Source organism: Pectobacterium nicotianae (assembly GCF_023272715.1).
Classification (GTDB): Bacteria; Pseudomonadota; Gammaproteobacteria; order Enterobacterales; family Enterobacteriaceae; genus Pectobacterium; species Pectobacterium brasiliense.
Genome location: NZ_CP096821.1, coordinates 1628051 through 1652092 on the forward strand (window position 1 = coordinate 1628051; position 24042 = coordinate 1652092).

18 protein-coding genes and 1 pseudogene are annotated in these 24042 nt (G+C 56.9%); 13 read left to right on the forward strand and 6 right to left on the reverse strand.

Annotated features, from left to right (window positions below):
• Positions 1-334: 334 nt before the first annotated feature.
• The 7 genes from MYB54_RS07280 (at position 335) to MYB54_RS07310 (ending at position 12197) form a co-directional block, all read left to right on the forward strand.
• Complete coding sequence (locus tag MYB54_RS07280; protein WP_039316156.1) at positions 335-1594, forward strand: CmpA/NrtA family ABC transporter substrate-binding protein; 1260 nt, start codon at positions 335-337, stop codon at positions 1592-1594.
• Positions 1595-1606: 12 nt separating this feature from the next.
• Positions 1607-2521 carry a nitrate ABC transporter permease gene (gene ntrB, locus MYB54_RS07285; RefSeq protein ID WP_039281771.1) on the forward strand — a complete coding sequence of 305 codons (915 nt, stop codon included), beginning with the start codon at positions 1607-1609 and terminating at the stop codon, positions 2519-2521.
• Between the two features lie 10 nt (positions 2522-2531).
• On the forward strand, positions 2532-3326 hold the full coding sequence (locus MYB54_RS07290; protein ID WP_039281768.1) for an ABC transporter ATP-binding protein: 795 nt from the start codon (positions 2532-2534) through the stop codon (positions 3324-3326).
• A 19-nt stretch (positions 3327-3345) separates the two neighbouring features.
• Positions 3346-7533, forward strand: coding sequence for a nitrite reductase large subunit NirB (gene nirB, locus MYB54_RS07295; protein ID WP_248721957.1), 4188 nt, complete (start codon positions 3346-3348; stop codon positions 7531-7533).
• Complete coding sequence (locus tag MYB54_RS07300; protein WP_248721724.1) at positions 7530-10238, forward strand: nitrate reductase; 2709 nt, start codon at positions 7530-7532, stop codon at positions 10236-10238. The genes nirB and MYB54_RS07300 overlap by 4 nt, the downstream gene beginning before the upstream one ends.
• Before the next feature lie 25 nt (positions 10239-10263).
• The gene (gene cobA, locus MYB54_RS07305) at positions 10264-11097 is read left to right on the forward strand and encodes a uroporphyrinogen-III C-methyltransferase (RefSeq protein ID WP_039520305.1); all 834 of its coding nucleotides are present in this window, start codon (positions 10264-10266) and stop codon (positions 11095-11097) included.
• A gap of 155 nt (positions 11098-11252) precedes the next feature.
• Positions 11253-12197 carry an Rpn family recombination-promoting nuclease/putative transposase gene (locus MYB54_RS07310; protein ID WP_248721725.1) on the forward strand — a complete coding sequence of 315 codons (945 nt, stop codon included), beginning with the start codon at positions 11253-11255 and terminating at the stop codon, positions 12195-12197.
• 115 nt (positions 12198-12312) lie between these two features.
• Here MYB54_RS07310 and MYB54_RS07315 read toward each other — a convergent pair whose 3' ends face one another.
• Together MYB54_RS07315 and MYB54_RS07320 are read right to left on the reverse strand one after the other, a co-directional pair.
• Positions 12313-12777, reverse strand: coding sequence for a YehS family protein (locus MYB54_RS07315; protein WP_014915992.1), 465 nt, complete (start codon positions 12775-12777; stop codon positions 12313-12315).
• Between the two features lie 84 nt (positions 12778-12861).
• A complete protein-coding gene (locus tag MYB54_RS07320; RefSeq protein ID WP_100016593.1) occupies positions 12862-13383 on the reverse strand; it encodes a 1,2-dihydroxy-3-keto-5-methylthiopentene dioxygenase in 522 nt (173 codons plus the stop codon).
• Between the two features lie 239 nt (positions 13384-13622).
• Between MYB54_RS07320 and MYB54_RS07325 the strand changes: the two genes are divergently transcribed.
• From MYB54_RS07325 to MYB54_RS07345, 5 genes and pseudogenes are all read left to right on the forward strand, one after another.
• Positions 13623-14603, forward strand: a complete 981-nt coding sequence (locus MYB54_RS07325) for a sugar ABC transporter substrate-binding protein (RefSeq protein ID WP_043901888.1) — start codon at positions 13623-13625, stop codon at positions 14601-14603.
• 3 nt (positions 14604-14606) lie between these two features.
• Positions 14607-16154 carry a sugar ABC transporter ATP-binding protein gene (locus tag MYB54_RS07330; protein ID WP_205563920.1) on the forward strand — a complete coding sequence of 516 codons (1548 nt, stop codon included), beginning with the start codon at positions 14607-14609 and terminating at the stop codon, positions 16152-16154.
• The gene (locus MYB54_RS07335) at positions 16151-17143 is read left to right on the forward strand and encodes an ABC transporter permease (protein WP_205563919.1); all 993 of its coding nucleotides are present in this window, start codon (positions 16151-16153) and stop codon (positions 17141-17143) included. The genes MYB54_RS07330 and MYB54_RS07335 overlap by 4 nt, the downstream gene beginning before the upstream one ends.
• On the forward strand, positions 17140-18138 hold the full coding sequence (locus MYB54_RS07340) for an ABC transporter permease (RefSeq protein WP_248721726.1): 999 nt from the start codon (positions 17140-17142) through the stop codon (positions 18136-18138). The genes MYB54_RS07335 and MYB54_RS07340 overlap by 4 nt, the downstream gene beginning before the upstream one ends.
• Positions 18139-18185: 47 nt before the next feature.
• Positions 18186-19109 (forward strand): annotated as a pseudogene (locus tag MYB54_RS07345) (carbohydrate kinase family protein); the annotation flags it as partial.
• Positions 19110-19334: 225 nt separating this feature from the next.
• Here MYB54_RS07345 and MYB54_RS07350 read toward each other — a convergent pair.
• From MYB54_RS07350 to MYB54_RS07360, 3 genes are all read right to left on the reverse strand, one after another.
• Positions 19335-20363 (reverse strand): 2-hydroxyacid dehydrogenase, encoded by a 1029-nt coding sequence (locus tag MYB54_RS07350; RefSeq protein ID WP_248721727.1) that lies wholly within the window; start codon positions 20361-20363, stop codon positions 19335-19337.
• Entirely contained in the window at positions 20360-21916 is a 1557-nt protein-coding gene (locus tag MYB54_RS07355) for an FGGY-family carbohydrate kinase (protein WP_248721728.1), read from the reverse strand. Before MYB54_RS07355 ends, MYB54_RS07350 begins: the two co-directional genes overlap by 4 nt.
• 169 nt (positions 21917-22085) lie before the next feature.
• Positions 22086-22391: an ArsR/SmtB family transcription factor gene (locus tag MYB54_RS07360; protein WP_010278714.1), complete on the reverse strand. Its 306-nt coding sequence runs from the start codon at positions 22389-22391 to the stop codon at positions 22086-22088.
• A gap of 87 nt (positions 22392-22478) precedes the next feature.
• On the opposite strand from MYB54_RS07360, the gene MYB54_RS07365 reads away from it, so the two are divergent.
• Positions 22479-23567 (forward strand): NADH:flavin oxidoreductase/NADH oxidase, encoded by a 1089-nt coding sequence (locus MYB54_RS07365; RefSeq protein WP_039464904.1) that lies wholly within the window; start codon positions 22479-22481, stop codon positions 23565-23567.
• A 46-nt stretch (positions 23568-23613) separates the two neighbouring features.
• On the opposite strand, the gene MYB54_RS07370 is transcribed toward MYB54_RS07365, so the two are convergent.
• Positions 23614-24021 (reverse strand): helix-turn-helix domain-containing protein, encoded by a 408-nt coding sequence (locus tag MYB54_RS07370; RefSeq protein ID WP_205568118.1) that lies wholly within the window; start codon positions 24019-24021, stop codon positions 23614-23616.
• Positions 24022-24042: the final 21 nt, after the last annotated feature.

Genomic DNA, 24042 nt, shown 5'->3' on the forward strand with positions numbered 1-24042 from the left:
CCCGTGTCGGGCGCGTGCTACGACGTAGCATAGAAATGGCAATATTCTGGCGCACGAAATAATAACCTTAAATTACATATTGTTATCGAAATTTCAATTCACCTCTTGGTTAATCCATCCCCCTCGGCAATATGTAAAACTGTGATAACTGGCACAAACCTTGCTTTAACTCATTAGCAACAACCAAACATTCATAATGCGTTTCGGGCCAACGGCGGTGCGGAAGGTGTTAATCGGACAACGGCGTCCATAAGCGTGCAGATTCTGCATGGGCTTGTGGACGCCGTTTTTGTTTTTACCGCCTGAAAAGGTGTTTTGCGCAAGGGTGTCGTTGATGAGTGATTCCAAAACCAAAAGCATGACCGTCTCTCGCCGCCAGTTTCTGTTGGGGAGTGCTGCACTGGGCGGCAGCCTGATGCTGCCGGGGTTGATGAATAGCGCCTGGGCCGCGGGTTCCGACGCGCCGGAGAAAAAGGAAATTCGGGTCGGGTTTATTCCGTTGACGGACTGCGCCTCGGTCGTGATGGCCGCAGTGAAAGGCTTCGATAAGAAATACGGCATCACAATCGTTCCCAGCAAAGAAGCCAGTTGGGCAGCAGTACGCGACAAGCTGGTGTCGGGCGAGCTGGATGCGGCCCACATTCTGTACGGCCAACTGTACGGTCTGCAAATGGGGCTGTCCGGGGCGCAGAGCAACATGGCAGCGCTGATGACGCTCAACCAGAACGGACAAGGGATCACGCTGGCAAACCAGCTGCGTGAAGCCAACGTCACGGATCTCGCCGCGCTGCAAAAATATATCGCCGCCAGTCCGGCGGGCACTTATACCTTCGCGCAAACCTTCCCAACCGGTACGCACGCCATGTGGCTCTATTACTGGCTGGCTTCCGCCGGAATTCATCCACTGAACGATGTGCGCACCGTGGTGGTGCCGCCGCCGCAGATGGTGATGAACATGAAGATTGGCAACATGGTCGGCTACTGCGTCGGCGAGCCGTGGAACCAGCGTGCCATCAGCGAAAAAATCGGTTTTACCGCCGCCACCTCGCAAGACATTTGGCCGGATCACCCGGAAAAAGTGTTGGGTACCCGTGCTGACTGGGTAAACGCCAACCCGCATAGCGCCCGCGCGCTGACCGCCGCGATTCTCGATGCCTCGCGCTGGATCGATGCCTCGGACGACAACCGCCGCGAAACGGCAGGCGTCGTTGCCGGACGCGCGTACATCAATGCCAAAGAAGAAACCATCGTCGGACGCATGCTGGGCCAGTACGAAAACGGACTGGGGAAAAGCTGGAAAGACGAACACGCGATGCGTTTCTACCACGACGGTTCAGTGAACTACCCGTACCTGTCCGACGGCATGTGGTTCCTCACTCAGCACAAACGCTGGGGCTTGCTCACCGAAGAGCCGGACTATCTGGCCGTCGCGAAGCAGGTTAACCGCGTTGATATCTACAAGCAGGCGGCCGATGCCGTGGGGAACGTGCCATTGCCTGGTAGCGACATGCGCAGCAGCGTGCTCATCGATGGCCGTCGCTGGGATGGTAGCGATCCAGCGGGTTATGCCAACAGTTTTAGCGTGAAGAAATAAGTGAGGTTGATGATGAAAAACCAGGCCCAAGTCATTCCAATTACCGCGGATAACGCCCCGGAAACCGTACGCAGCGCCGATATTACGCCGCTGCCAACTAAACCCGTAACGCCCGCAAAAGCGCCGGCAGCTCCTGCTTTTGCCTACCGCTTGCTGCTGCGTAAGCTGTTTCAGCAACTTTTCCCTGCGGTTCTCGGACTGGGGCTGCTGGTTGCGGTCTGGCAGATTGCCGCGCTCAACAGCGAAAACTTCCCGACGCCGTGGACGACCTGGCTTGCGGCGCTCAGCCTCTTTGCCGACCCGTTTTACATCGCGGGGCCGAACGATCAGGGCATCGGCTGGAATGTATTGGCCTCGCTGCAACGCGTGGGTATCGGCTTCGGGCTGGCAGCACTGGTCGGCATTCCCGCTGGCTTCCTGATTGGTCGTTTTACCTTTCTGGCTAACATGCTTAATCCGATCATTTCGCTGCTGCGCCCGGTCAGCCCGCTGGCGTGGTTACCGATTGGCCTGCTGTTGTTCCAGCGCGCCGAACCGGCATCCAGTTGGACCATTTTTATCTGCTCCATCTGGCCGATGATCCTCAATACCGCCGAAGGCGTGCGCCGTATTCCGCAGGATTACCTGAACGTGGCGCGCGTCCTGAAACTCTCCGAATTCACCATCATGCGCAAGATTCTGCTGCCTGCGGTGCTGCCTAACGTGTTGACCGGCGTGCGCCTGTCGATTGGCGTCGCCTGGCTGGTGATTGTGGCGGCGGAGATGCTGACCGGCGGCGTGGGTATCGGCTTCTGGATTTGGAATGAGTGGAACAACTTGAATGTAGAAAACATCATCATCGCCATCGTGGTGATTGGCGTTATCGGTCTGCTGCTTGAGCAGGGACTGGTGTGGATTGCTAACCGTTTCAGCTATGACAACCGCTAAGGAGCCGACGATGCGTACAACACCGATTATTCAAGTGCAGCAGGTGAGCCAGCGTTTCAATACCGCCAGCGGTGAGTTTCTGGCGCTGGATCAGGTGAGTTTTGATATTCACACGGGTGAGACGATCAGCCTGATCGGCCATTCCGGCTGCGGCAAGTCCACGTTATTGAACCTGATTGCCGGTCTGACGCTGCCGAGCAGCGGCGGCCTGCTGTGTGACAACCGTGAAATCGACGGCCCGGGGCCGGAGCGCGGCGTGGTCTTTCAGAACCACTCGCTGCTGCCGTGGCTGACCACCTACGAAAACGTCGCGCTGGCGGTACGCCAGGTGTTTCGCGGTCAGATGAGCAAACGCGAAATGCACGAATGGATTACCCACAATCTTGAACTGGTGCATATGGAGCACGCGCTGAATAAGCGGCCGAATGAGATCTCCGGCGGGATGAAGCAGCGTGTAGGGATTGCCCGCGCGCTGGCAATGAAGCCGAAAGTACTGCTGATGGATGAACCGTTCGGCGCGCTGGATGCGCTGACCCGCGCACATCTTCAGGATGCGGTGATGGAGATTCAGCAGCGGTTGCAAACCACGATTGTGCTGATTACGCACGACGTTGACGAAGCGGTGCTGCTGTCGGATCGCGTGCTGATGATGACCAATGGTCCCGCGGCGACGGTCGGTGAAATCATGAAAGTCGAGCTGGAACGTCCACGTTCGCGCGTCACGCTGGCTGACGATCCACGCTACCACCACTACCGTCAGCAGGTGCTGCATTTCTTATATGAAAAACAGCCTAAAGCAGCCTGACAGCGAGGCCGGAACGATGATGAAACCGCATCTGATTGTGATTGGTAACGGGATGGCGAGTGCGCGATTCGTCGATGTGCTACGCCAACTGGCCGCAACGCGCTACCGCATTACCGTGATTGGTGATGAACCGCGCGCCAGCTATAACCGCATCCTGCTGTCGCCAGTATTGAGTGGCGAGAAAGCGTTTACGGATACGCTGCTGACGCCTGCGGCTATCGACGACGATGCGGCGCTGCCGGTGAATTATCTCCTGGGTGAGCGGGTCACGCACATCGATCGCCAGCAGCGTGAGGTGACAACGACGCAACGGCAGCTGCATTACGATCATCTGGTGTTGGCGACCGGTTCCACGCCGTTTATGCCGCCGATGCCCGGTATCGATCTGGCTGGCGTGTGCGGCTTCCGCACGCTGGATGATGTCGAGCTGATGTTGGCGACGATTCGCCGCTCCGTTCCTGCGGTGGTGATTGGCGGCGGTTTGCTCGGTATTGAAGCCGCCGCGGCGCTGCAACTGCGCGGGGCTGACGTCACGTTGCTGCATCGCGTTCCGGTTCTGATGGAGCGCCAACTGGACGCCACGGCGAGTGACCTGCTGTGCGACAGCCTGCGTGCTCGTGGTATTGCCTGTGAGACGGATGTGCAGGTGGTGGCGCTGCATGGCGATGAAAAAGGCGTAACGGCTGTTGCGTTGGCAGATGGCCGTACGATTCCGGCCGGGCTGGTGGTGGTAACGGCGGGGGTGATTCCCGCGAGCCAGCTGGCGCGCGACTGCGGCTTACCCTGTAACCGCGGCGTGCTGGTGGACGGACAGTTGCAAACTGCCGACCCGTATATCAGCGCAATCGGCGAATGTTGTGAACTCAATGGCGAAACCTTCGGGCTGGTTGCCCCGTGTTTCACCCATGCCGCGCTGGTGGCACAGCGCCTTGCCGGGCACACACCGAAAGACTATCAGCGTGAACAGGCGGCAACGCGGCTGAAAGTCACAGGAATTGGCGTGGTCAGCGGCGGCGATATTAACGTGGCACCGGATGATGAGGTGTACACCCTTTTTGATCCGCAGACGCAGCACTACCGCCGTCTGCTACTGCGCGACGGGCGGCTGAGCGGTGTCCTGCTGTATGGCGACACTGACGACAGCCAGCGCCTGCTGGCCGCGATGGAGAGCACGACAGCGGGCGAGATGATTCCGCCTGCCTCGCTGCTTTTCGGCCTTTCTTCCCCTGATTCTGACCCACAGCCTGAAGCTGTAAGGATTCCTGTCATGAGCAAACCTATTTTGGTGGTCGTCGGCCACGGTATGGTCGGCCACTATTTTCTTGAACAGCTGGTTGAACGCGACCTGCATCAGCATTACCACATTGTCGTATTTGGTGAAGAACGTCATGAAGCCTATGACCGCGTTCACCTTTCCGAGTATTTTTCCGGCCGCAGCGCCGCCTCTTTGTCACTGGTAAAAGACGGCTTTTTTGCCGAGAGCGGCATTGAGCTGCGCAGCGCCAGTGAGATCGTGGCGATCGACCGTGAACGTCAATGCGTGTGCGACGCGCAGGGCAGGGAAACCGCCTACGACAAGCTGGTACTGGCGACCGGCTCTTATGCGTTTGTTCCGCCGATTCCCGGCAATACGCGCCCCGGCTGTCTGGTTTATCGCACGCTGGACGATCTGGATGCGATTGCCGCACAGGCGAAAAAGGCCAAGTCTGGCGTGGTGATTGGCGGTGGCCTGCTGGGGCTGGAAGCGGCAAACGCCCTGCGCCAGTTGGGGCTGGACACCCATGTGGTGGAGTTTGCACCGCGTCTGATGGCGGTGCAGCTGGATGACGGCGGAGCTACGATGCTGCGGCGCAAAATTGAGGCGCTGGGCGTACAGATTCATCTCAGTAAAGAAACGCGCGAGATCACCGACGGCGAGCAGGCGTTGCATCGCCTTTGCTTTGCTGACGGCAGCGTATTGGAAACCGATCTGGTGCTGTTTTCTGCCGGGATTCGCCCGCGTGACAAGCTGGCAGATAGCTGCGATTTAGAGAAAGGGCCGCGCGGTGGCATCGTGATTGACGACCGCTGCCAGACCTCCGATGACGCAATTTTTGCTATTGGCGAGTGTGCGCTGTGGAAAGGCCAAATTTTTGGGCTGGTGGCACCGGGCTACCAGATGGCACGCAGCGTGGCGGATACGCTGGCACAGCGCGATACGCCATTTACCGGCGCGGACATGAGCACCAAGCTGAAGCTGCTGGGCGTTGAAGTCGCCTCGATTGGCGATGCACATGGGCGCACGGCGGGGAGCCAAAGCTACCAGTGGACGGACGGCCCGAACGAGGTCTACAAGAAAATTGTCGTCTCTGCCGACGGCAAGCGTTTACTGGGGGCGGTATTGATCGGCGACAGCAGCGATTACAGTACGCTGCTGCAAATGATGCTCAACGATATGCCGTTGCCTAAACAGCCGGAAGGATTGATTTTGCCTGCGCGTTCTGGCGATGCGCCGAAAGGATTGGGCGTGGCGGCATTACCGGCTAGCGCACAGATTTGCTCCTGTCATAACGTTAGCAAAAGCGATATCTCGGCGGCGGTGGCAGGCGGCTGCGGCGAACTGGGCGCGCTGAAAACCTGCACCAAAGCGGGAACGGGCTGCGGCGGCTGTGTGCCGCTGCTGAAACAGGTGATGGAGTATGAACTGACGCAGTTGGGTGTTGAAGTGAAGAAGGACATTTGTGAGCACTTCGCCTATTCGCGTCAGGAGCTGTACCACCTGATTCGCGTGCATGAGATCCGTTCGTTCGATAGCCTCCTTGAGCGTTACGGCCACGGTTTAGGCTGCGAAGTGTGTAAGCCGCTGGTGGGGTCGATGCTGGCGTCCTGCTGGAATGATTATCTGCTGCAACCGCAGCACCTGCCATTGCAGGATACCAACGATCGTTTCTTTGCCAACATCCAAAAAGACGGTACGTATTCCGTCGTGCCGCGCGTGCCGGCAGGGGAGATCACGCCGGAAGGGCTGATCGCGATCGGTCAGGTGGCACAGCGCTATAACCTGTACACCAAGATCACCGGCGGTCAGCGCGTGGATTTATTCGGTGCGCGCCTGGAGCAGCTTCCAGAGATCTGGCGCGAGCTGATCGATGCCGGATTTGAAACCGGCCATGCCTACGGTAAATCGCTGCGTACCGTGAAATCTTGTGTGGGATCGACCTGGTGCCGCTATGGCGTGCAGGATTCCACCGGGTTGGCGATCCAACTGGAGCACCGTTACAAGGGGCTGCGTTCGCCGCATAAAGTCAAAATGGCGGTTTCCGGCTGTACCCGTGAATGTGCTGAGGCGCAAAGCAAAGATATCGGTGTGATTGCCACAGATAAAGGCTGGAATCTGTATGTGTGCGGCAACGGCGGGATGAAACCGCGCCATGCCGATCTCTTCGCCAGCGATCTGGATACGGAAACTCTGCTGCGCACCATCGATCGGGTCTTGATGTTCTATATCCGCACCGGCGATCGTCTCCAGCGTACCAGCACCTGGATGGATAATCTGGAAGGCGGTATCGACTATCTGCGTCAGGTGATTTTGGAAGACAGCCTGAATATCGGTGAAGAGTTAGATAAAGAGATGCAGCGCGTGGTAGATGCCTACCAGTGTGAATGGCAAACCACGCTGGAAAGTCCGGAACGTCTGGCGCTATTCCGCGGTTTCCTGAACAGCGATAGCCCGGATGAAGCGGTGGTGATGGTGCCGGAGCGCGGACAGATTCGTCCGGCGCAGGATCATGAAAAAGCGGTCTCGCCAGAACCGGTTGCTCTGAAACCCGCCGCGCATGAGGCGGAGTGGGTACAGGTGGCGACGCTGGGCGATATTCCGCGCCATGCCGGCATGGCGGCGCGCCTCGGACAGCAGCAGATCGCGCTGTTCCACCTGCCGGGTAGTGAGCAGCAGGTGTACGCGTTGGAAAACCACGAGCCGGGCAGTGGAGCGAATGTGCTGTCGCGTGGGTTGATCGGTGACGTGGCGGGTGAACCGGTGGTGATTTCACCGCTGTACAAGAAACGCTTCAAGCTGCGGGATGGTGTGAGCCCGGATGACAGCGCGCTGTACGTACGTGCCTGGCCGGTACGCGTGGAAGACGACGAGATTTGGGTATGCCGTCAACCGTTAGCCGTGCCTGAAGGCGTCGTGCTGGCAGACACTGCCATGGCGAAAGCATCATGAACGCGCGCGTCTGTCGGACAACCTGCCCCTATTGTGGCGTCGGCTGTGGCGTGCTGGCAGAATACGATGGGCAAGGTGCGGTAAAGATTAGCGGGGATCCCGCCCATCCGGCGAATTTGGGTCGGCTGTGCGTCAAAGGCTCCGCGCTGGGAGAGACGCTGGATTTGAAAGGCCGGCTATTGTGGCCGCTCGTGGAAGGGCGTCGCGTTAGCTGGGATCAGGCTCTCGATACGGTAGCCGAACGGCTGCTGGCGACGATGCAGCAGCACGGCCCGCAGTCGGTGGCGTTTTATGGTTCAGGTCAGCTGTTGACGGAAGATTACTACGTCGCCAACAAGCTGATGAAGGGCTTTATTGGCGTCGCCAATATGGATACCAATTCGCGGCTGTGCATGGCGTCTGCGGTGATCGGCTACAAGCGCGGGCTGGGGGCAGACGCCGTTCCCTGCAACTATGAAGATATCGAACTGGCGGATGTGGTGGTGCTGGTCGGTTCTAACACGGCCTGGGCGCACCCGGTGGTGTATCAGCGGCTGGTGCAGGCGAAGCAGCAGCGACCACAGATGCAGGTGGTGGTGATCGATCCTCGACGTACCGCAACCTGTGACATTGCCGATCTGCATTTACCGCTGCAACCCGGTAGCGATGCCGGGCTGTTCAACGGCCTGCTGCAGTGGATTGCACAAGATCCACGTATCGATCGCGCCGAATTGGCCGAGCGTTTTTCCGGTGTAGAAGAGACATTACAGTCAGCACAGGCGTGGTCGGTGGCGCAGGTGGCGGAGTTTTGTCAGTTAGATGAAGCCGATATCGCACGTTTTTATCACCTGTTTAGCATGAGCGACAAAGTGGTCACGCTCTATTCGCAGGGTGTTAATCAATCGTCCTCGGGCAGTGATAAATGTAACGCGATCATCAATGCTCACCTGCTGAGCGGCAAAATCGGCGTGTCGGGTTCCGGCCCCTTTTCGATAACCGGACAGCCAAATGCGATGGGTGGGCGGGAAGTTGGCGGGCTGGCCAATCAGCTTGCCAGCCATATGGGCTTTACGCCGCAGGATATCGAGCGCGTGGGGCGCTTCTGGCAGAGCGATAATGTGGCGACGCAGCCCGGCCTGAATGCGGTGGAGCTGTTTCGCGCGGTTGAACGCGGCGATATTAAAGCGGTGTGGATTATGGGCACCAATCCGGTGGTGTCGATGCCGGATGCTGACCGGGTGAAACAGGCGCTGGAACGCTGCCCGCTGGTGATCGTCTCCGAAGTGATGCGCCACACCGATACCGCAGAAACCGCTGATATCTTACTGCCTGCGTTGGGCTGGGGAGAAAAAGACGGCACGGTAACCAATTCCGAACGTCGGGTGTCTCGTCAGCGAGCCTTTCTGCCTGCGCCGGGGGAAGCCAAAGCCGACTGGTGGATGTTGAGTCAGGTGGCGCAGCGTATGGGGTTTGCTGAGGCATTTGCTTATCAGCATCCGGCGGAGATCTTTCGTGAACATGCGGCGCTGTCCGGATTTGAGAATAACGGCAGCCGCGCGTTTGATATCAGCGGGCTGGCGACGCTCAGCAATCAGCAGTGGCAGCAACTGGAGCCGATACAGTGGCCGGTGAATGCGACATACCCACACGGGCGCGCCCGACTGGGTGACGATGGCCGATTCTGGCATGCCGATGGCAAAGCGCGTCTGGTGGCGGTCACGCCGTCGCTGCCGCAAAGCCCGTGGAGCGCGGCGTATCCGCTGGTACTGAACACCGGGCGTATTCGCGATCAGTGGCACACCATGACGCGTACGGGCAAAGCGGCTCGGCTGATGCGTCATATCAGCGAACCATACTGCGAGCTGCATCCACAGGATGCGCAGACGCATGATATTCAGGCGGGCGATTTAGTGCGTCTGTCGTCGGTGCACGGCTGGATGCTGGCGCGGGCGCGGATTGACGCCGGACAGGTACGCGGTAGCGTGTTTGTGCCGATGCATTGGAATCAGCAGTTCAGCGCTCAGGCGCGGGCTGACAGTTTAGTGGCGCCGATTACCGATCCGTATTCCGGCCAGCCGGAAAGCAAGCACAGCCGGGTGCGTATCCAACCTTGGCATACCGCCTGGCAGGCAACGCTGTTTTTTGCTGACGAGCCACCTACCGCGCCATTAACGTTACCCGCAGAGCATGACGTTCTGCCGCCGCCCGCCACCTACTGGAGCAAAGTGCCTCATGAGGGCGTGACGCAGTATCTGTTTGCCGACCGCGTGCCGGTAGACGATTGGCAGGCATGGCTGACCGAGCATTATGGGTTGGAAAACATGCAGTGTCAGATTGCACAGGGTAACGGCGTATTTCACCTGATTGGCTGGCGTGATGGCCGCGTGGTACTGGCCTGCTATGTCAGTGCACAGGCGCTGCGTATCGACAGCGATGCGGTGCGTCAGGCGTTTGTCACTCCACCTCAGCGACCGCACGAGCGCCATGCGCTGCTGGCGGGGCAGGCACCGCAGGGGCAGGTGACGCAAGGGGCGACGATTTGCAGTTGCTATAGCGTCGGTGAAGCGATCATCGTCGGCGCGATTCGTAAAGGCTGTCACAGCGTAGCAGCGTTAGGCGGCTCGCTGAAATGTGGGACCAACTGCGGTTCCTGTATCCCCGAACTGAAAGCGTTATTGAGCCAGCATGTGCCGATAGCGGTCAATGAATTGAAAAAAGCTGGTTGAGCGCCACGGCGTAATGAGGTGTGACATGATGACAACACAATCAATATTGGCGCAGGGCCAACGGCGTCAGCCTGTACTCGGCGGTGAAATCTGGCTGGTAGGTGCAGGGCCGGGTGATGCAGAATTGCTGACGCTGAAGGCGCTGCGGGCAATCCAGCAGGCGGATGTGGTGGTCTACGATCGGCTGGTGTCGGCGGAGATTATGGATTTGGTGCCGGAGCAGGCGTTGTGCATCGACGTCGGGAAAACGCGCGGCTGTCACCGTTTGTCACAGGAAAAAATCAATCAGCTGTTAGTTGAACTGGCGCAGGCCGGACAGCGGGTGATTCGTCTGAAAGGCGGTGACCCGTTTATTTTTGGTCGCGGTGGCGAAGAGATGGATTATGCCCAGCAGGCCGGAATTGTCTGCCACGTCGTACCCGGTATTACCGCCGCGACAGGCTGTGCGGCAGCAGTGGGGCTACCGCTGACGCACCGGGCTTGTGCGCAGTCGGTGCGCTTCGTGACCGGTCATTCGCGCGATGGCGAACCGCAATTGGACTGGCCGACGCTGGCGGACAGCCAGCAAACGTTGGTGTTCTATATGGGGCTGAGCCACAGCAGCCGGCTGTGTCAGCGCTTGATCGAGCACGGGCTGTCCGCGCAGACGCCCGTCGCGATTATCGAACGCGGCACCCAGCCGGATCAGCGGTTATTAACTGCAACACTGGCGACCTTACCGGCACTGCTGGCGCGCTATCAGCCACAGTCGCCTAGCCTGCTGGTGGTCGGTGACGTCGTCCGCTTCTGCCGTCATCCTGCGCTGCACGTTGACGCTGCTCCTGCACGCTTGATGATGGAAAAGCATGAAGCCGCCTGACGGCAACGGCTCTCTGCTTACAGCCAGTGCCTCGACATAAACCGGTTTTTCTTCGAGGCGCTTTCCACTTTCTACGCGGTTTTCTGCTTTATTGTCGTGTCCCCGTTACCCTCCCTACTGAATTTTCAGTCATGGTCTACAGGGAAGAGGATGAGATGCCATCGCATGATGCGATCTTCAAACAGTTTTTAAGCGATATCGCGGTCGCACGGGATTTTCTGATGATTCATCTGCCGGATGAAATCCGCAAACGCTGTGATTTCAGCACGCTGCAATTGGAATCCGCGTCGTTTATTGATGAAAAGCTGCGCGCGCGGATATCGGACGTGCTGTACTCACTGCATACCACCGCAGGCAAAGGGTATATTTACTGTGTGATTGAACATCAAAGCCGCCCGGAAAAACAGATGGCTTTCCGGCTGCTACGCTATTGTCTGGCTGCTATGCAGCAACATCTGGATCAGGGACACGATCGTTTACCGTTGGTGGTGCCGCTGTTGTTTTACCATGGCAGAGTGCGTCCTTATCCTTACAGCCTCCGCTGGTTGGACAGCTTCGCCGATCCCTTACTGGCACAAGCGCTGTATGAACAGCCTTTCCCACTGGTGGATTTAACTGCTATTTCGGATGATGAGATTCGCACGCATCGACGTATGGCGTTACTGGAACTGGTACAGAAGCATATTCGTACCCGTGATATGCTGGAGCTGGCGCGTGAGATTGGGTTACTATTTGAACGCTGGTCGGTGCCGCTGACGCAACGTCGGGCGCTGTTATTTTATATTGCACAAGCGGGAAACACATCCAAACCCGCAGATTTCATTGACGCACTGGCAGCACCGCTATCAACCGGTCAGGAGGACATTATGACGATTGCAGAACAATTGAAAAAAATGGGATTCGAGGAAGGGATCCAACGCGGTATTCAGCAAGGATTGGAGCAGGGCATTGAACAAGGGATGAAAAGTAGTGCCAGACAAATTGCCCGAGAGTTGTTGTTAACAGGTATGGATAAGGAAAAAGTGCGGCAAATTACCCGACTTGAAAACGAAGAGCTGGAGCAGCTGGTCACCGCTATCCTGCATGACACACAGCATTGATACTGTATTAAACAATACCGTATTAAAAGATGCCGTACTCAAAACCGAGCGTTGCTGATGCCTTTATAAGAAAAGGTCAGTCAGGCAACGCTCACGTCTTTCGTTAACGGCGCTTTTAGCCTTTGCGTACTCGCGCCGTTAGCCCTTTCAGGAAGTAGCGGATAACCTGATCGCCGCAGGTGCGATAGTTTTTATGATCGGGCGCGCGCATCATCGCGGTGACTTCCGGTACTGAGATGCGGAAATTCTGTTCCAGCAGGATCGCCTGAATATCATCCGTTTTTAATGAAAACGCGACACGCAGCTTTTTCAGAATAATATTGTTGGTCATCTTGCGCTCAAACTGCGGCGCAGGCTGGTTTTCATCTTGTCCACGTTTTTGCAGAATCAGCCCGTTCAGGAAATAACTCATCACGATGTCTGGGCAAGGTTGATAACCTTCTTCCCCTTCCTTTTTGACGTAGCTCGCCAACTGCTGGGGAGGGACGGTCATCTCCACCAGTGCCAGGATCTTCAGCAGGTGGTCATTATTCAAATTCAGCATATAGCGCACGCTGCGCAGGACATCGTTATTCATCATTACGGAAGGGGTCTCGCCGTTCGTCTTGGTACAAAACGCACAGTATAAAGGGAACGGCGGAGAAATGCAGAAACGATCGTGGAATTAGTGAAACGTCTCCCGTCCGGTAAAGTGTCCAACCCAGCCTTCTGGATTGGTAAAAATGCGGATCGCGACAAAATCAGGGAATTCGCCGCAGTCAAACCAGTGCGGCGTGTTGGCGGGAACGCGTAAGAGGTCGCCTGCCTCACAGGTAAGCTGGAAAACCTGCTCGCCAATCGGCACAAAAAAGCTTCCGCTGCCACGCACGAAGAAGCGCACTTCATCTTCACTATGGGTATGTTCCTGAAGAAATTTTTCCCGCAGTGCCAGTCTCTCAGCATGATCCGGTGTCAGGCTGATCACGTCGGCAGAGGTGTAGCCCTCCTGCTGCTTGAGACGTTCAATGTCGGCCTGGTACTGAGCCAAAATGGTTTCGTTGCTGGCGTCTAACGGTGGTGCATCGGTCTGCCAGTGCTCTAGCTGGATCCCGGCACTGGCGAGCAGGGAAGCGATGTCAGTAAACGTGGTGAGTTGTTGGACGGGTTGCGTGATCTGTGGACGGTGGTAAATCGCTAGCGTTGTCATGTCTGCTTTTCCCTTGGGTATAGAAGAACCTTAACCATTCCCTTTATAGGGACAAAAAACAAGATGCATTTTTTATAACTTATTCCTGTAAATTCAATAAGTAAAAATCGCTACATCTGTTTATCAATGCTATTTCTATTTAATCACTAGCCATTATCATTTTTGTTATTTCGATTTAACTTTTCCCGTTGCTAATCTCTTTCCCTGCTAATAATTTTATAAAAATCGGGATAAAAATGATGAAAACTCGCTTTTCTCGTCTCGCTGCGTGCGTGCTCGCTACAGGGGTAATGACCTCTGTTCAGGCAGCGGATGAGACACTGTCATTGAAGGGAAAAACCATTGGCGTTGCCGTAGTGGGAACACAGCACTTTTGGGACCGTGAGGCCTACAAAGGGGCGACCGAAGAAATTGAGAAACTTGGTGGGCAAGTCGTGGGCGTGGATGGAGGGCGTGATAATCAGGTTCATGCCAATAATCACGATATTCTGCTGGCGCGCAAGGTCGATGCCGTGATCAGTATTCTTGGCGACAGCGCGGTAGAGCCGAAGTTTAAAGCGCTGCGTGAGGCAAAGATTCCGGTTTTTACCGTCGATCATGTCTCGTCTTACTCCATCAATAACACGACGTCAGATAACTACGCGATTGGCTCGACGATCGGGCGCTATACGGCGGATGCGCTGGGCGGAAAAGGGAACATCGCGGTTTTCAACGCCTTCTCTAACGCGCTGCGCATCTGCGGTATTCGCTATGACCTGTGGAAATACGTTTTGCAGGATTATCCGGGGATCAAAATCATTCAGCCTGAGCTGGCCGAACAATATTCCAACTCGCCGGAAGATGCGCGTAAGAAAACCCTTGAGCTGCTGAGCCAGTACCCGAAAGGCACGTTGGATGCAATCCACGTTGCCTGCTGGGATCAGCCAGCCATCGGCGTGGTGCAGGCATTGGAAGAAACCGGGCGCGATAAGGACGTGAAGGTCACGGCGATTGATGCCGGGCCAGAAACGCTGGAAATTATGGCGGAGAAAGGCAGTCCGTTTGTTGCCAACGTAGCGCAGCAGCCGCGTCTGATTGGCACCACATCGGCGAAAAACGTCGCGCGTTATTTCGCGGGTGCCACACTGCTGCCGCAGACGTTTGTACCCGTCTTGCCTGTCAAAGGGGAGGCGGAAGCCAAGGCGGTCTATAAACAGCTTGGCTATGGCGAACTGAAATAACCTATGGTGGGATATCACTCAGCCCCGTCGCCGTCCGGCGGCGGTCTGGCAATGACGCACATCAGCAAGCAGTTTGCAGGGGTTCCTGCGCTGGACAACGTCTCGCTAACGGTTAGGCCGGGAGAAATTCTCGGCCTGATCGGGGAAAACGGCGCGGGGAAATCGACCTTAATCAAGGTACTGGCTGGCGTTTATGCCGTAGACGGCGGCGAGATCGCTGTCGATGGGCAACGGTTGGGCGCTGTGACGCCCGCGGTTATCCACGCGCACGGCATTCGTTTTATCCATCAGGAACTGCATCTGATTCCCCATTTTACCGTAGCGGAATCGGTGTTTCTCGGTCAGGAACGAGTGAACCGCTGGCGAGGCGTCGATCGTCGGGCGATGCGGCGTGAAACGGAACAGTTTTTTCAGCACACATTCAATTTATCGATAGACGCCAATCGGCTCATCCGGGAGTTAAGTCTGGCGGAACGCAAACTGGTGCAGGTCGCACGAGCGCTGATCGACGGCAAGGCACGGCTGGTGGTGTTTGATGAACCGACGGCACCGCTGGAAGCACGGGAAGCTACGCAGCTACTGCATACGCTCCAGACGCTGAAACAGCGCGGTATTGCGATTATCTATGTCTCTCACTATCTCAATGAAATTGCGGATATTTGCGATCGCGTCACCGTGTTACGTAATGGTAAGGGTGTGACGACGCTGGACGATCCTGAGACGAAGGATATCGATGGAATGATTCGTCTGATGGTGGGGCGAGAGATTGCCAGCCTGTTTGACGGGAAACGCAAGGCAGAGAAAAGCGGTACGCCGCTGCTACAGGTTGAACAGCTCACAGATCGGCAGCATTTCCAACCGATCCGTTTTCAGGTGGCGGCGGGAGAAATCGTTGGCATTGCGGGGCTGTTAGGATCGGGACGTGAGGCGCTGATTGATGCGCTCTATGGCATCACGCCCGCCCGTGAAGGACATATTACGATCGAGGGTCAGACGCTGCGCCCGCGTTCTCCAGTGCAGGCCATCGCGCAGCGGATGGCGCTGGTGCCGCGCGATCGTCGTCACGATGGGCTGATTTTACCGCTATCCGTGGCGGACAATATCAATTTGGCTTCCTTGCCCGCTGTCGCCTGGCGCGGCTGGCTGCGGCGTAAGCAAGCTGTAGCACAGGCGAACCATCTGGCGCAGACGCTGGATATCCGGCCGCGCGATGTCAGCGTGCCCGTGCGCAATTTAAGCGGCGGTAACCAGCAGAAGGTGATACTGGCGCGCTGGCTAAAGACCGATACCCGGCTGCTTATTCTTGATGAACCGACGCTGGGGGTTGATATTGGCGCGAAAGCAGAAATCTATCAGCTTACCCGGCAGCTCGCGGCAGAAGGGCGGGCCGTTATCGTTTCTTCCAGCGATGATGGTGAACTTCTGGGGCTGTGCGATCGCATTCTGGTGATGTGGCGTGGTGAACTTATCGCTGATGTACCGACGGAACACCTCTCGCTGGATAGCCTGCTGGCGTTGACCAGCAGCGGTCGCATGCAGGAGGCGGTATGACTCGTGCCTTACAATCCCTCCGAGCAACGCCGCGTTTAGCCGGTTTTTTCAATCACATTCCCTTAGTACTGTTTGCGGCGCTGCTGCTGTTCCTCTGCCTGAGCGCACCTTATTTTCTCAGTTGGCAAAATATCACCATTATTTTACGCCAAAGTGCGCCGCTAGCGATCCTGTGCTTCGGGCTGGTCTGCGTCATTACGGGCGGCGGTGACGATGTTGTCTCCGGCGGTATCGATCTCTCGCTGCCTGCGATTGCGGTACTTGCCGTGGCGATAATCAGCGACGGTTTGACGAACGCAGGGTTCAGCTATCCGTGGTTGATTGCGTTGGTGGTGGGGGCTGCGCTATTGGCGGGTACGGTGAATGCCGTGCTGGTGGTGGCGATTCGACTACCGCCGCTACTAGCGACATTAGCCTGTTCCGTGGCGGTTATCGGGCTCACCAATTTGCTGACTCAGCAGCGGCGCATCAGCGTGAGCGATCCAGTAATTGTGGCGTTTCGTGATAGCAGCCTGCTTGGGTTGCCGCTGGCGGTCTGGTTCATGCTGCTGGTCTTCCTCTTGTTTCAATTTCTCGTTCACCATAGCCGCTGGGGGCAGCATTTGCAGGCCGCGGGCGGAAACCGCGAAGCGGCGCAGCTGTCAGGCATTTCCCATACGCCGCTGGTTATCGGTTCGTATTTGCTAGGGGCGCTGGCGGCGGCGCTGGCCTCGCTGACGCTGGTGGCGCAAGGATCGGGTAGTTCTCCCGGCACGGCAGAGCCGCTGTTGCTGGAGATGGTATTGGCGACGTTTCTCGGCGCGGCGTTTTCACGCCGTCGGGTGGTCACCATCTGGGGGGCATTGCTGGGTACGCTACTGGTGAACGCCCTGTCGAACGGTCTGGCGCTGCTGCGAGTTGATATCTTCTGGGTTGGTGCGATTAAGGGCGTGCTGATTCTGGTGGTGCTCGCCGCCGCCTCGCTACGCAGGCAAAGGAGTCACGCGTGAAACCTTCTTCTTTGGCGGTGCAGCCTGCGCTGCCGGGCGGCAGACTGGGGCTGTCGTTCTTTATTCGTTATGGTTTTCTGGTCATTCTGCTGGCTTTTCTGGTGTTTTTCTCGCTGCAAAACCCGATATTTTTGACGTTAGGTAACTGGGGGAATCTGCTGCAGGGCAGTGCGGTGCTGTTGATTGTGGCGCTGGCAATGACGCTGGTGGTGACAGCAGGCGGAATCGATCTGTCCGTGGGCGTTGCGCTGGATTTTGGTGCCGCCTTCGCGCTGGTGGCACTCAAAGTCTATGGCCTGCCGTGGCAGGCAGCGGTGTTGACGGCATTAGCGGGAGGCGCACTGATTGGTTTGCTTAACGCGGTGCTGATTATTCACTGCCGCATTAAGCCGTTTTTGGCAACGCTCGGGACGTGGTTTATCGGTAGCAGCATCGAACGCATTTACACCGAGGGCGGCGGACCGATTGCTTACCGTCGGATGGCACCGCAGTATCATGATTTGGCCGTTGGCGATCTGTGGGGTATTCCGGTGCCGATCGTGATTGTGGCGGTGCTGTGGCTTGCCTATTACCTGTTTTTTGAACGGACGATTGCTGGTAAACGTATTCATGCGATGGGGTTGAATGCGCCAGCGGCGCTGATTGCCGGCGTTAACGTGCGGCGCACGATGTTCTGGCTGCTGATTGTCACGTCGGTGACATGCGCTATCGGTGGCGTGGTGTTATCCGCCAATCTGCGGCAGTTTACGCCGCTGGCCGGACAGGCTTACCTGATGGACGCGATTGCCGCGGTGTTCATCGGCACCGCGTTCCACGCGCAGGGGCGACCCAACGTGGCGGGGACGCTAATTGGCGTGCTGTTTCTCGGTATGATCGCCAACGGCTTGAACCTGATGGGGCTGAACTTCATCGTCAAAGATGCGCTGAGCGGCGTGATTTTAGTGCTGGCGCTGGCGCTCTCTTTCCTGCAAGGACGACTGCGTCAGCGGCAATAATGAATCGACCACGAATAAAAAAAACAGAATGTGAAGAAGGAGCGAGCGTGAGCCAATTTGATGCGGTTTTTGTTGGATTAACCATTCTGGATGTTGCCGGTCGGCCGGTAACCGGCTTGCCTGAAGGCGGCGGCGTCCATTTTATCGATGAAATTCGCCTTAATCCCGCCGGTACAGCCAGCGGTGCGGCGATGAATGCCGCCAAACTCGGTATCCGCACCGCGACGGCAGCTTGCCTCGGTGAAGATGAGAAAGCCGATTTTATTCTGGCAGCCTATCGCAAGTTAGGCATCGACTGTTCTCTGATACAGCGAACGACGGCGGCATCGACCTCCGCGACCATTTTGACCATTCGGCCGGACGGCGAGCGTCCGGCTCTGCACTATCGCGGGGCGTCAGATCACCTGTTCATCGATGAACAGGACTTTGATGCCGTGTGCAATGCCCGCTTTTTACACCACGGCGGCACGGGATTGCTGGCGAAAATGGATCAGGGACAGAGCGCGCGTCTGCTTCGACATGCCAAAGCGAAGGGGTTGACGACCAGCTTCGATCTGATTGCGCCAAATGCGGAGACGCTGTCGCTGCTGACGCCGCTGCTGCCGGATGTCGACTACTTTATGCCATCGCTGGACGAAGCCGCGTTTATCTCCGGCCTGACTACACCAGAGGAGATTGCGGCTTTCTTCCTCGATCGCGGCGTCGGCACCTGCATTTTCAAGGCCGGTGCGAGCGGGTCTTACGTGTTCGGTCAGGATGTCACGCTGCACATTCCCGCCTATCGTGTGGCGGTATCGGACACGACCGGTTGTGGCGACAGCTACTGCGGTGGCTTTATTGCCGGTCTGGCAAAAGGCTGGGATCTGGAGCAAGCCTGCCAGCTCGGTTCGGCCGTTTCAGGGCTGGTCGCCACCGGTCTGGGGTCCGATGCGGGTGTGATTGACTGGGAGCATACGCTGAAGTTTATGGCAGAAGCGCCTACCTATTATACTCGTCATACTTCAAGCTGCATGTGCGTTGGCTGCGTTCAGTCACCCGAATCACTTACTTGAGTAAGCTCATCGGGACTCCTTCTCTTGCCGCATTACGAGGCGCATAAATGAGCCTCGCCCTGTGGGCCAACGCTTTGCGTTGTTCAAAACGCTAACGTTTTGTCCTGCAACTCGAATTATTTAGAGTAAAGATCAGTGCCGCGTCTATTTCCATTCGTAAAGCAGCGGTTCGCCGCGAATAAACCGCTGAAGGTCGGCGGCGATCATCGCGGTATGTTTCACCAGCGTTTCCCGCGTCGCGCCGGCAATGTGCGGCGTGAGTACCACGTTATCAAATTCGGTAATGAACGGGTGATGACGCCAGAGCGGCTCGCTGTCGTAAACGTCAAGTGCGGCACCCGCCAGCCACTTTTCGCGTAGCGCCGCGATCAGATCGGCTTCGACAATAACGGCAGCGCGCGAGGTGTTGATCAGATAGGCTGAGGGGCGCATGGTTCTGAGTCTGTCGAGGTTGACCAGCCCTTTGGTTTGCGGCGTGCTGTTCAGGTGCAGGCTGACGAAATCGGACTGCGAAAACAGCGTGTCCAGCGTAGTCTTGCGAATGCCCGGTTCGTCGATCTCTTCGGCGGCGACATACGGATCCGCAATCAGCAACTGCATCCCAAAGGCGCGCGCCAGTTTCCCGACCCGATGACCAATGCTGCCATAGCCGATGATGCCGAGCGTCTTATTACGCAGTTCGCCACCTTTGAAAATCTCATACGGGCTGTGTTTGTCTACGTCCCACACCACATCCTGTCGTAGCCCGTCCTGCGTTTGTAACGCGGTGTCGGTTTCACGCGTGAATTCGCCGCGCTTTAGGGCGCTATGGGCCTGAGGGATGTGGCGGGTGGCATTCAGCATCAGCGCCAGCGTTAATTCTGCGGCGGCATCGGCATTGCGTCCGGGTGTGTAAAGCACCGGAATACCTCGGCGGCGTGCGGCATCGATATCGATGTTGACCGGGTTGGCGCGAGTACAGGCGATAAGCCGCAGGTGGGGGCAAGCCTCAATGACGCGGGCGGTAATATCGTCATAGCTGGTGACGATGACGTCGGCGTTCTCCGCCAGTCGAATCAGCGCCGCTTCGCTTAGTTTGGGCTGGCCGATGGCCCAGCCGTCTACCACCAATTCCCCCAGTGCCTGAAAGGCATCAAGGCTGCCGCCATATTCGGCGGTAAATACGATCTTCATGAGGCAAGACTTTCCTGTGAGGTAGGAGCCGTGTGCGAACGCGCCGCGTTGTGATTGTCGAGTGCATTAAGTGCCAGAGCCCGAGCCTGCCAGAGCGGCTGTAGCTGGTCGCGCAGTTGGCGAAAAACCGGAAACAGTGTCTGATACTGCCGATGGGCGTCGGCATCAGGGAGAAACGTTGACGCCTGTGCGTTGACGGCGGGAACGATGTTGGCACTTTCTCCGATGGACAGGGCGGCAAGGCGTGCGGCACCGCATGCGCTCAGCTCTTTGACCGAACTGGCGATCACCCGCCGTCCGGTGCAGTCCGCGATGATTTGCAGCCAAATCGCTGAGGCGGCACCGCCACCAGCGATGTAGAGATCGCCGTGAGTAGGGTAGCCACTGAGCGAATCGGTAATCGCATACGCGAGCCCCTCAAAGACCGCGCGCAGTAAATGCGCGTTGGTTGTGGACTGCTCGATACCAAAAAATCCCGCTCGTGCCGAGGTGCTGTAAAACGGTGCGCGCTCGCCATTGAGGTAAGGCTGATAGAAAACGCCGCCGCTGCCAGGCGGCACGCGGGCAATGCGTGCGTTGATGGTCTGAAAATCGGCATCGTCGGTCAGCGTGCTCAGCGTGCTCAGCGCCCAGTCAATATTGGGCGTGCCGGACTGCATCGCGAACAGATTGAGATAATGGCCCGGCCAGGCGTGTGCGACAAACCGGGTTTGCAGGCTCACCTGCGTTAAACCACGGCACACAATGCCAGTGCAGCAGGTGGTGCCGAGAATGGTGAAAATGTCGCCGTCGTGAATAGCGCCGATACCCAGCGCGGCGGCAGACACATCCAGTGCGCCTGCACAGACAGGGATTCCCGCTGGCAGACCCGTTTGTGCGGCGACGGCGTCGCTGAGCGTGCCGGCGATATCATCGGGATAAAGCAACGGCGGAAAAAGCGGCCTAATCGCCTGTAAGTCCAGCTTATCCAGCACGGTTTTTGACAGCGTCTCGCTATGCAGATCCAGCAGCGACGTACCGGCATCGGTCAGTTCCAGATTAGCCTGTCCCGTCAGTCGAAAGCGAACCCAGTCTTTGGCAAAAAAGAAGTAATCGGCATCGTTCAGCGCATCCGGCTGATGTTGTGTCAGCCAGCGTAACTGCTGCGCGCTGTTACAAGGGAGCAGGGGAGAACCGGTTTCGGGAAAGAGCGTCGCTTCCAGATTCGGGCGCTGTTTAAGCTGATGAACCTGTTCCGCTGTTCGGGTATCGCTCCAGAGAATGGCCTGTCGTACCGGTTGCCCGTGGCGATCGCTCAGCCAGACGCCTTCACCCTGTCCGGACAGCCCGATGGCGCGTACGCGACTCTGTTCTCGCTGCGGCGAGGTAGCCAGCGTTTTCAGGGTAGACAGCACGGCGTCCCACACCTGAGACATCTCTTGCTCGGCGTAGCCGGGCTGCGGGGAATAGGTCACGGTGTTGGCTGACGCAATCAGCAGTTCATTGAAATCGGCATCGAATAGCACCGATTTGACCTTTGAGGTCCCGATATCTATGCCAATGTAGTAATCCATGTGGTTCTGACCCTGCCTCGTAAAACCCGTATCAGCATCAGAGTAATGGAAAAATGGTGGCCGCTATATTCATAGAAATGCAAAGCAAAGCAGCAATGTTGGAATAGCGGGAAAGGGGGAATGAACGGGCGTGTGTAATGGCGGAACGACCGCCATTAATGCTAAAAATTTACTCGGCGGATTGGGCCAGAATAGCGTCGAGCAGGCCGGGGAAACGCTGTTGCATATCACTGCGGCGCAGTCGGTTGATGTGCGTAGTGCCGATATTGGTGGTATGCAGCAGACCCGAGTCGCGCAACACGCGAAAATGGTGGGATACGCTGGATTTTGGCCGACCGCCGTCAAGCTCGCTACACGTTGCTTCTTCTTGTACGGATAAACAACGCACAATGGATAAGCGTACCGGATCGCTCAAGGCATACAGGACGCGCTCAAGAGTAAATTCTTCGGGGGTAGGGTGCTTAAAAGGTCTCATGAGCGAATTATAGCGTCAGGGTTGTCTAAAATCTATTATTCGAATAATATCGAAATATCGAAGTAACCAGACAAGGCAGAAAATATTATGTCCGCACTGTTTCAACCCTTCAAACTGAAAGACATCACGTTACGCAACCGTATTGCCGTTCCACCGATGTGTACCTATTCCGCGAATGATGGCCTGATCAATGACTGGCATCAGGTGCATTACGCTTCTCTGGCGCGCGGTGGTGCCGGGTTGGTTATCGTAGAAGCAACAGCGGTTTCCCCCGAGGGCCGCATTTCTCCGCACTGTACCGGAATCTGGAATGACGAGCAGGCGCAGGCGTTTGCCAAGGTTGCTAAATCCATTAAAGATGCAGGCTCCGTGCCGGGTATTCAGATTGCACACGCCGGACGCAAAGCCAGCGCCAACATTCCCTGGGAAGGCGATGACCATATTCCAGAAGGGGATGCACGCGGCTGGCAGACTATTGCCCCTTCCGCAGAAGCTTTCGGTGCGAATTTGCCCAAGCAGCCGCAGGAAATGACGCTGGAAGATATCGCCCGCGTGCGTGATGATTTTGTTGCTGCCGCTCGCCGCGCGTTGGACGCTGGGTTTGAATGGCTGGAGCTGCACTTTGCTCACGGCTATCTGGCACAGAGTTTCTTCTCCGTTCACTCCAACAAACGCAACGATCAGTACGGTGGTAGCTTCGACAACCGTAGCCGTTTTCTGCTCGAAACGCTGGCTGCCGTTCGCGATGTGTGGCCACAGCATCTGCCGCTGACCGCCCGTTTCGGCGTGATTGAATTTGATGGTCGCGATGAAGAAACGTTGCAGGAATCGATTGAGCTTACGCGTCGCTTCAAAGCTGCTGGGCTGGATATGCTGAGCGTTAGCATTGGTTTCTCTACGCCGACGGCGAACATTCCGTGGGCACCTGCCTTTATGGGACCGATTGCGCAGCAGGTACGCGAGCAGGCCGATCTTCCTGTCTCTTCTGCCTGGGGCTTCGGCACGCCGGAGCTGGCCGAGCAGGCTGTGGCATCGGGTCAGTTGGATCTGGTGATGGTAGGAAAAGCGCATTTGGCGAACCCGCACTGGAGCTATCAGGCTGCACGCGAACTGGGCATCGATCGCGCCTCGTGGACGCTGCCAACGCCTTACGCCCACTGGCTGGAACGTTATTAATTACGACTCACGATTACAGGCGGCCTTTGCCGCCTGTAGTTGCTGATTAATTTCTTTGTGGCATTGATGCTACGTCCGCTAGTCGTACCCATTCAAGCAAGTTCATCTTTTGCTCGTCAGGCAACCGCTTAATCTTCCCCGGAGTGAGGCCCGTATAATTTTTTATCGCACGGGTAAAGGTTTGTTGGGATTCATAACCGTTCTGAATCGCAGTAATAATAACCGGTTCATTCCCTCTAATTAACTCAAGCACCGCCTTGCCAAGTTTGACATCTTTTATATATTTGCCCAGCGTAATCCCTGTCCGCTGTTTAAACACTCTCTGCATATGCCAGCGAGAAAAACCTGCGCGTTCCGCAACCATAGCGGTTGTGACAGGGTTGTCGTGTTGTTGCGCTATCCAACGGATCAGTTCATCAATAATGCCCTGATGGTAAGTATATATTGATGACATGTGCCCCCCATAAACGAGGGC

What these genes read in the sequence shown, in the direction of transcription:
- MYB54_RS07280 (WP_039316156.1), top strand. Translation starts at nt 335, where the DNA reads ATGAGTGATTCCAAAACCAAAAGCATGACCGTCTCTCGCCGCCAGTTT.
- ntrB (WP_039281771.1), top strand. Translation starts at nt 1,607, where the DNA reads ATGAAAAACCAGGCCCAAGTCATTCCAATTACCGCGGATAACGCCCCG.
- MYB54_RS07290 (WP_039281768.1), top strand. Translation starts at nt 2,532, where the DNA reads ATGCGTACAACACCGATTATTCAAGTGCAGCAGGTGAGCCAGCGTTTC.
- nirB (WP_248721957.1), top strand. Translation starts at nt 3,346, where the DNA reads ATGAAACCGCATCTGATTGTGATTGGTAACGGGATGGCGAGTGCGCGA.
- MYB54_RS07300 (WP_248721724.1), top strand. Translation starts at nt 7,530, where the DNA reads ATGAACGCGCGCGTCTGTCGGACAACCTGCCCCTATTGTGGCGTCGGC.
- cobA (WP_039520305.1), top strand. Translation starts at nt 10,264, where the DNA reads ATGATGACAACACAATCAATATTGGCGCAGGGCCAACGGCGTCAGCCT.
- MYB54_RS07310 (WP_248721725.1), top strand. Translation starts at nt 11,253, where the DNA reads ATGCCATCGCATGATGCGATCTTCAAACAGTTTTTAAGCGATATCGCG.
- MYB54_RS07315 (WP_014915992.1), bottom strand. Translation starts at nt 12,777, where the DNA reads ATGATGAATAACGATGTCCTGCGCAGCGTGCGCTATATGCTGAATTTG.
- MYB54_RS07320 (WP_100016593.1), bottom strand. Translation starts at nt 13,383, where the DNA reads ATGACAACGCTAGCGATTTACCACCGTCCACAGATCACGCAACCCGTC.
- MYB54_RS07325 (WP_043901888.1), top strand. Translation starts at nt 13,623, where the DNA reads ATGAAAACTCGCTTTTCTCGTCTCGCTGCGTGCGTGCTCGCTACAGGG.
- MYB54_RS07330 (WP_205563920.1), top strand. Translation starts at nt 14,607, where the DNA reads ATGGTGGGATATCACTCAGCCCCGTCGCCGTCCGGCGGCGGTCTGGCA.
- MYB54_RS07335 (WP_205563919.1), top strand. Translation starts at nt 16,151, where the DNA reads ATGACTCGTGCCTTACAATCCCTCCGAGCAACGCCGCGTTTAGCCGGT.
- MYB54_RS07350 (WP_248721727.1), bottom strand. Translation starts at nt 20,363, where the DNA reads ATGAAGATCGTATTTACCGCCGAATATGGCGGCAGCCTTGATGCCTTT.
- MYB54_RS07355 (WP_248721728.1), bottom strand. Translation starts at nt 21,916, where the DNA reads ATGGATTACTACATTGGCATAGATATCGGGACCTCAAAGGTCAAATCG.
- MYB54_RS07360 (WP_010278714.1), bottom strand. Translation starts at nt 22,391, where the DNA reads ATGAGACCTTTTAAGCACCCTACCCCCGAAGAATTTACTCTTGAGCGC.
- MYB54_RS07365 (WP_039464904.1), top strand. Translation starts at nt 22,479, where the DNA reads ATGTCCGCACTGTTTCAACCCTTCAAACTGAAAGACATCACGTTACGC.
- MYB54_RS07370 (WP_205568118.1), bottom strand. Translation starts at nt 24,021, where the DNA reads ATGTCATCAATATATACTTACCATCAGGGCATTATTGATGAACTGATC.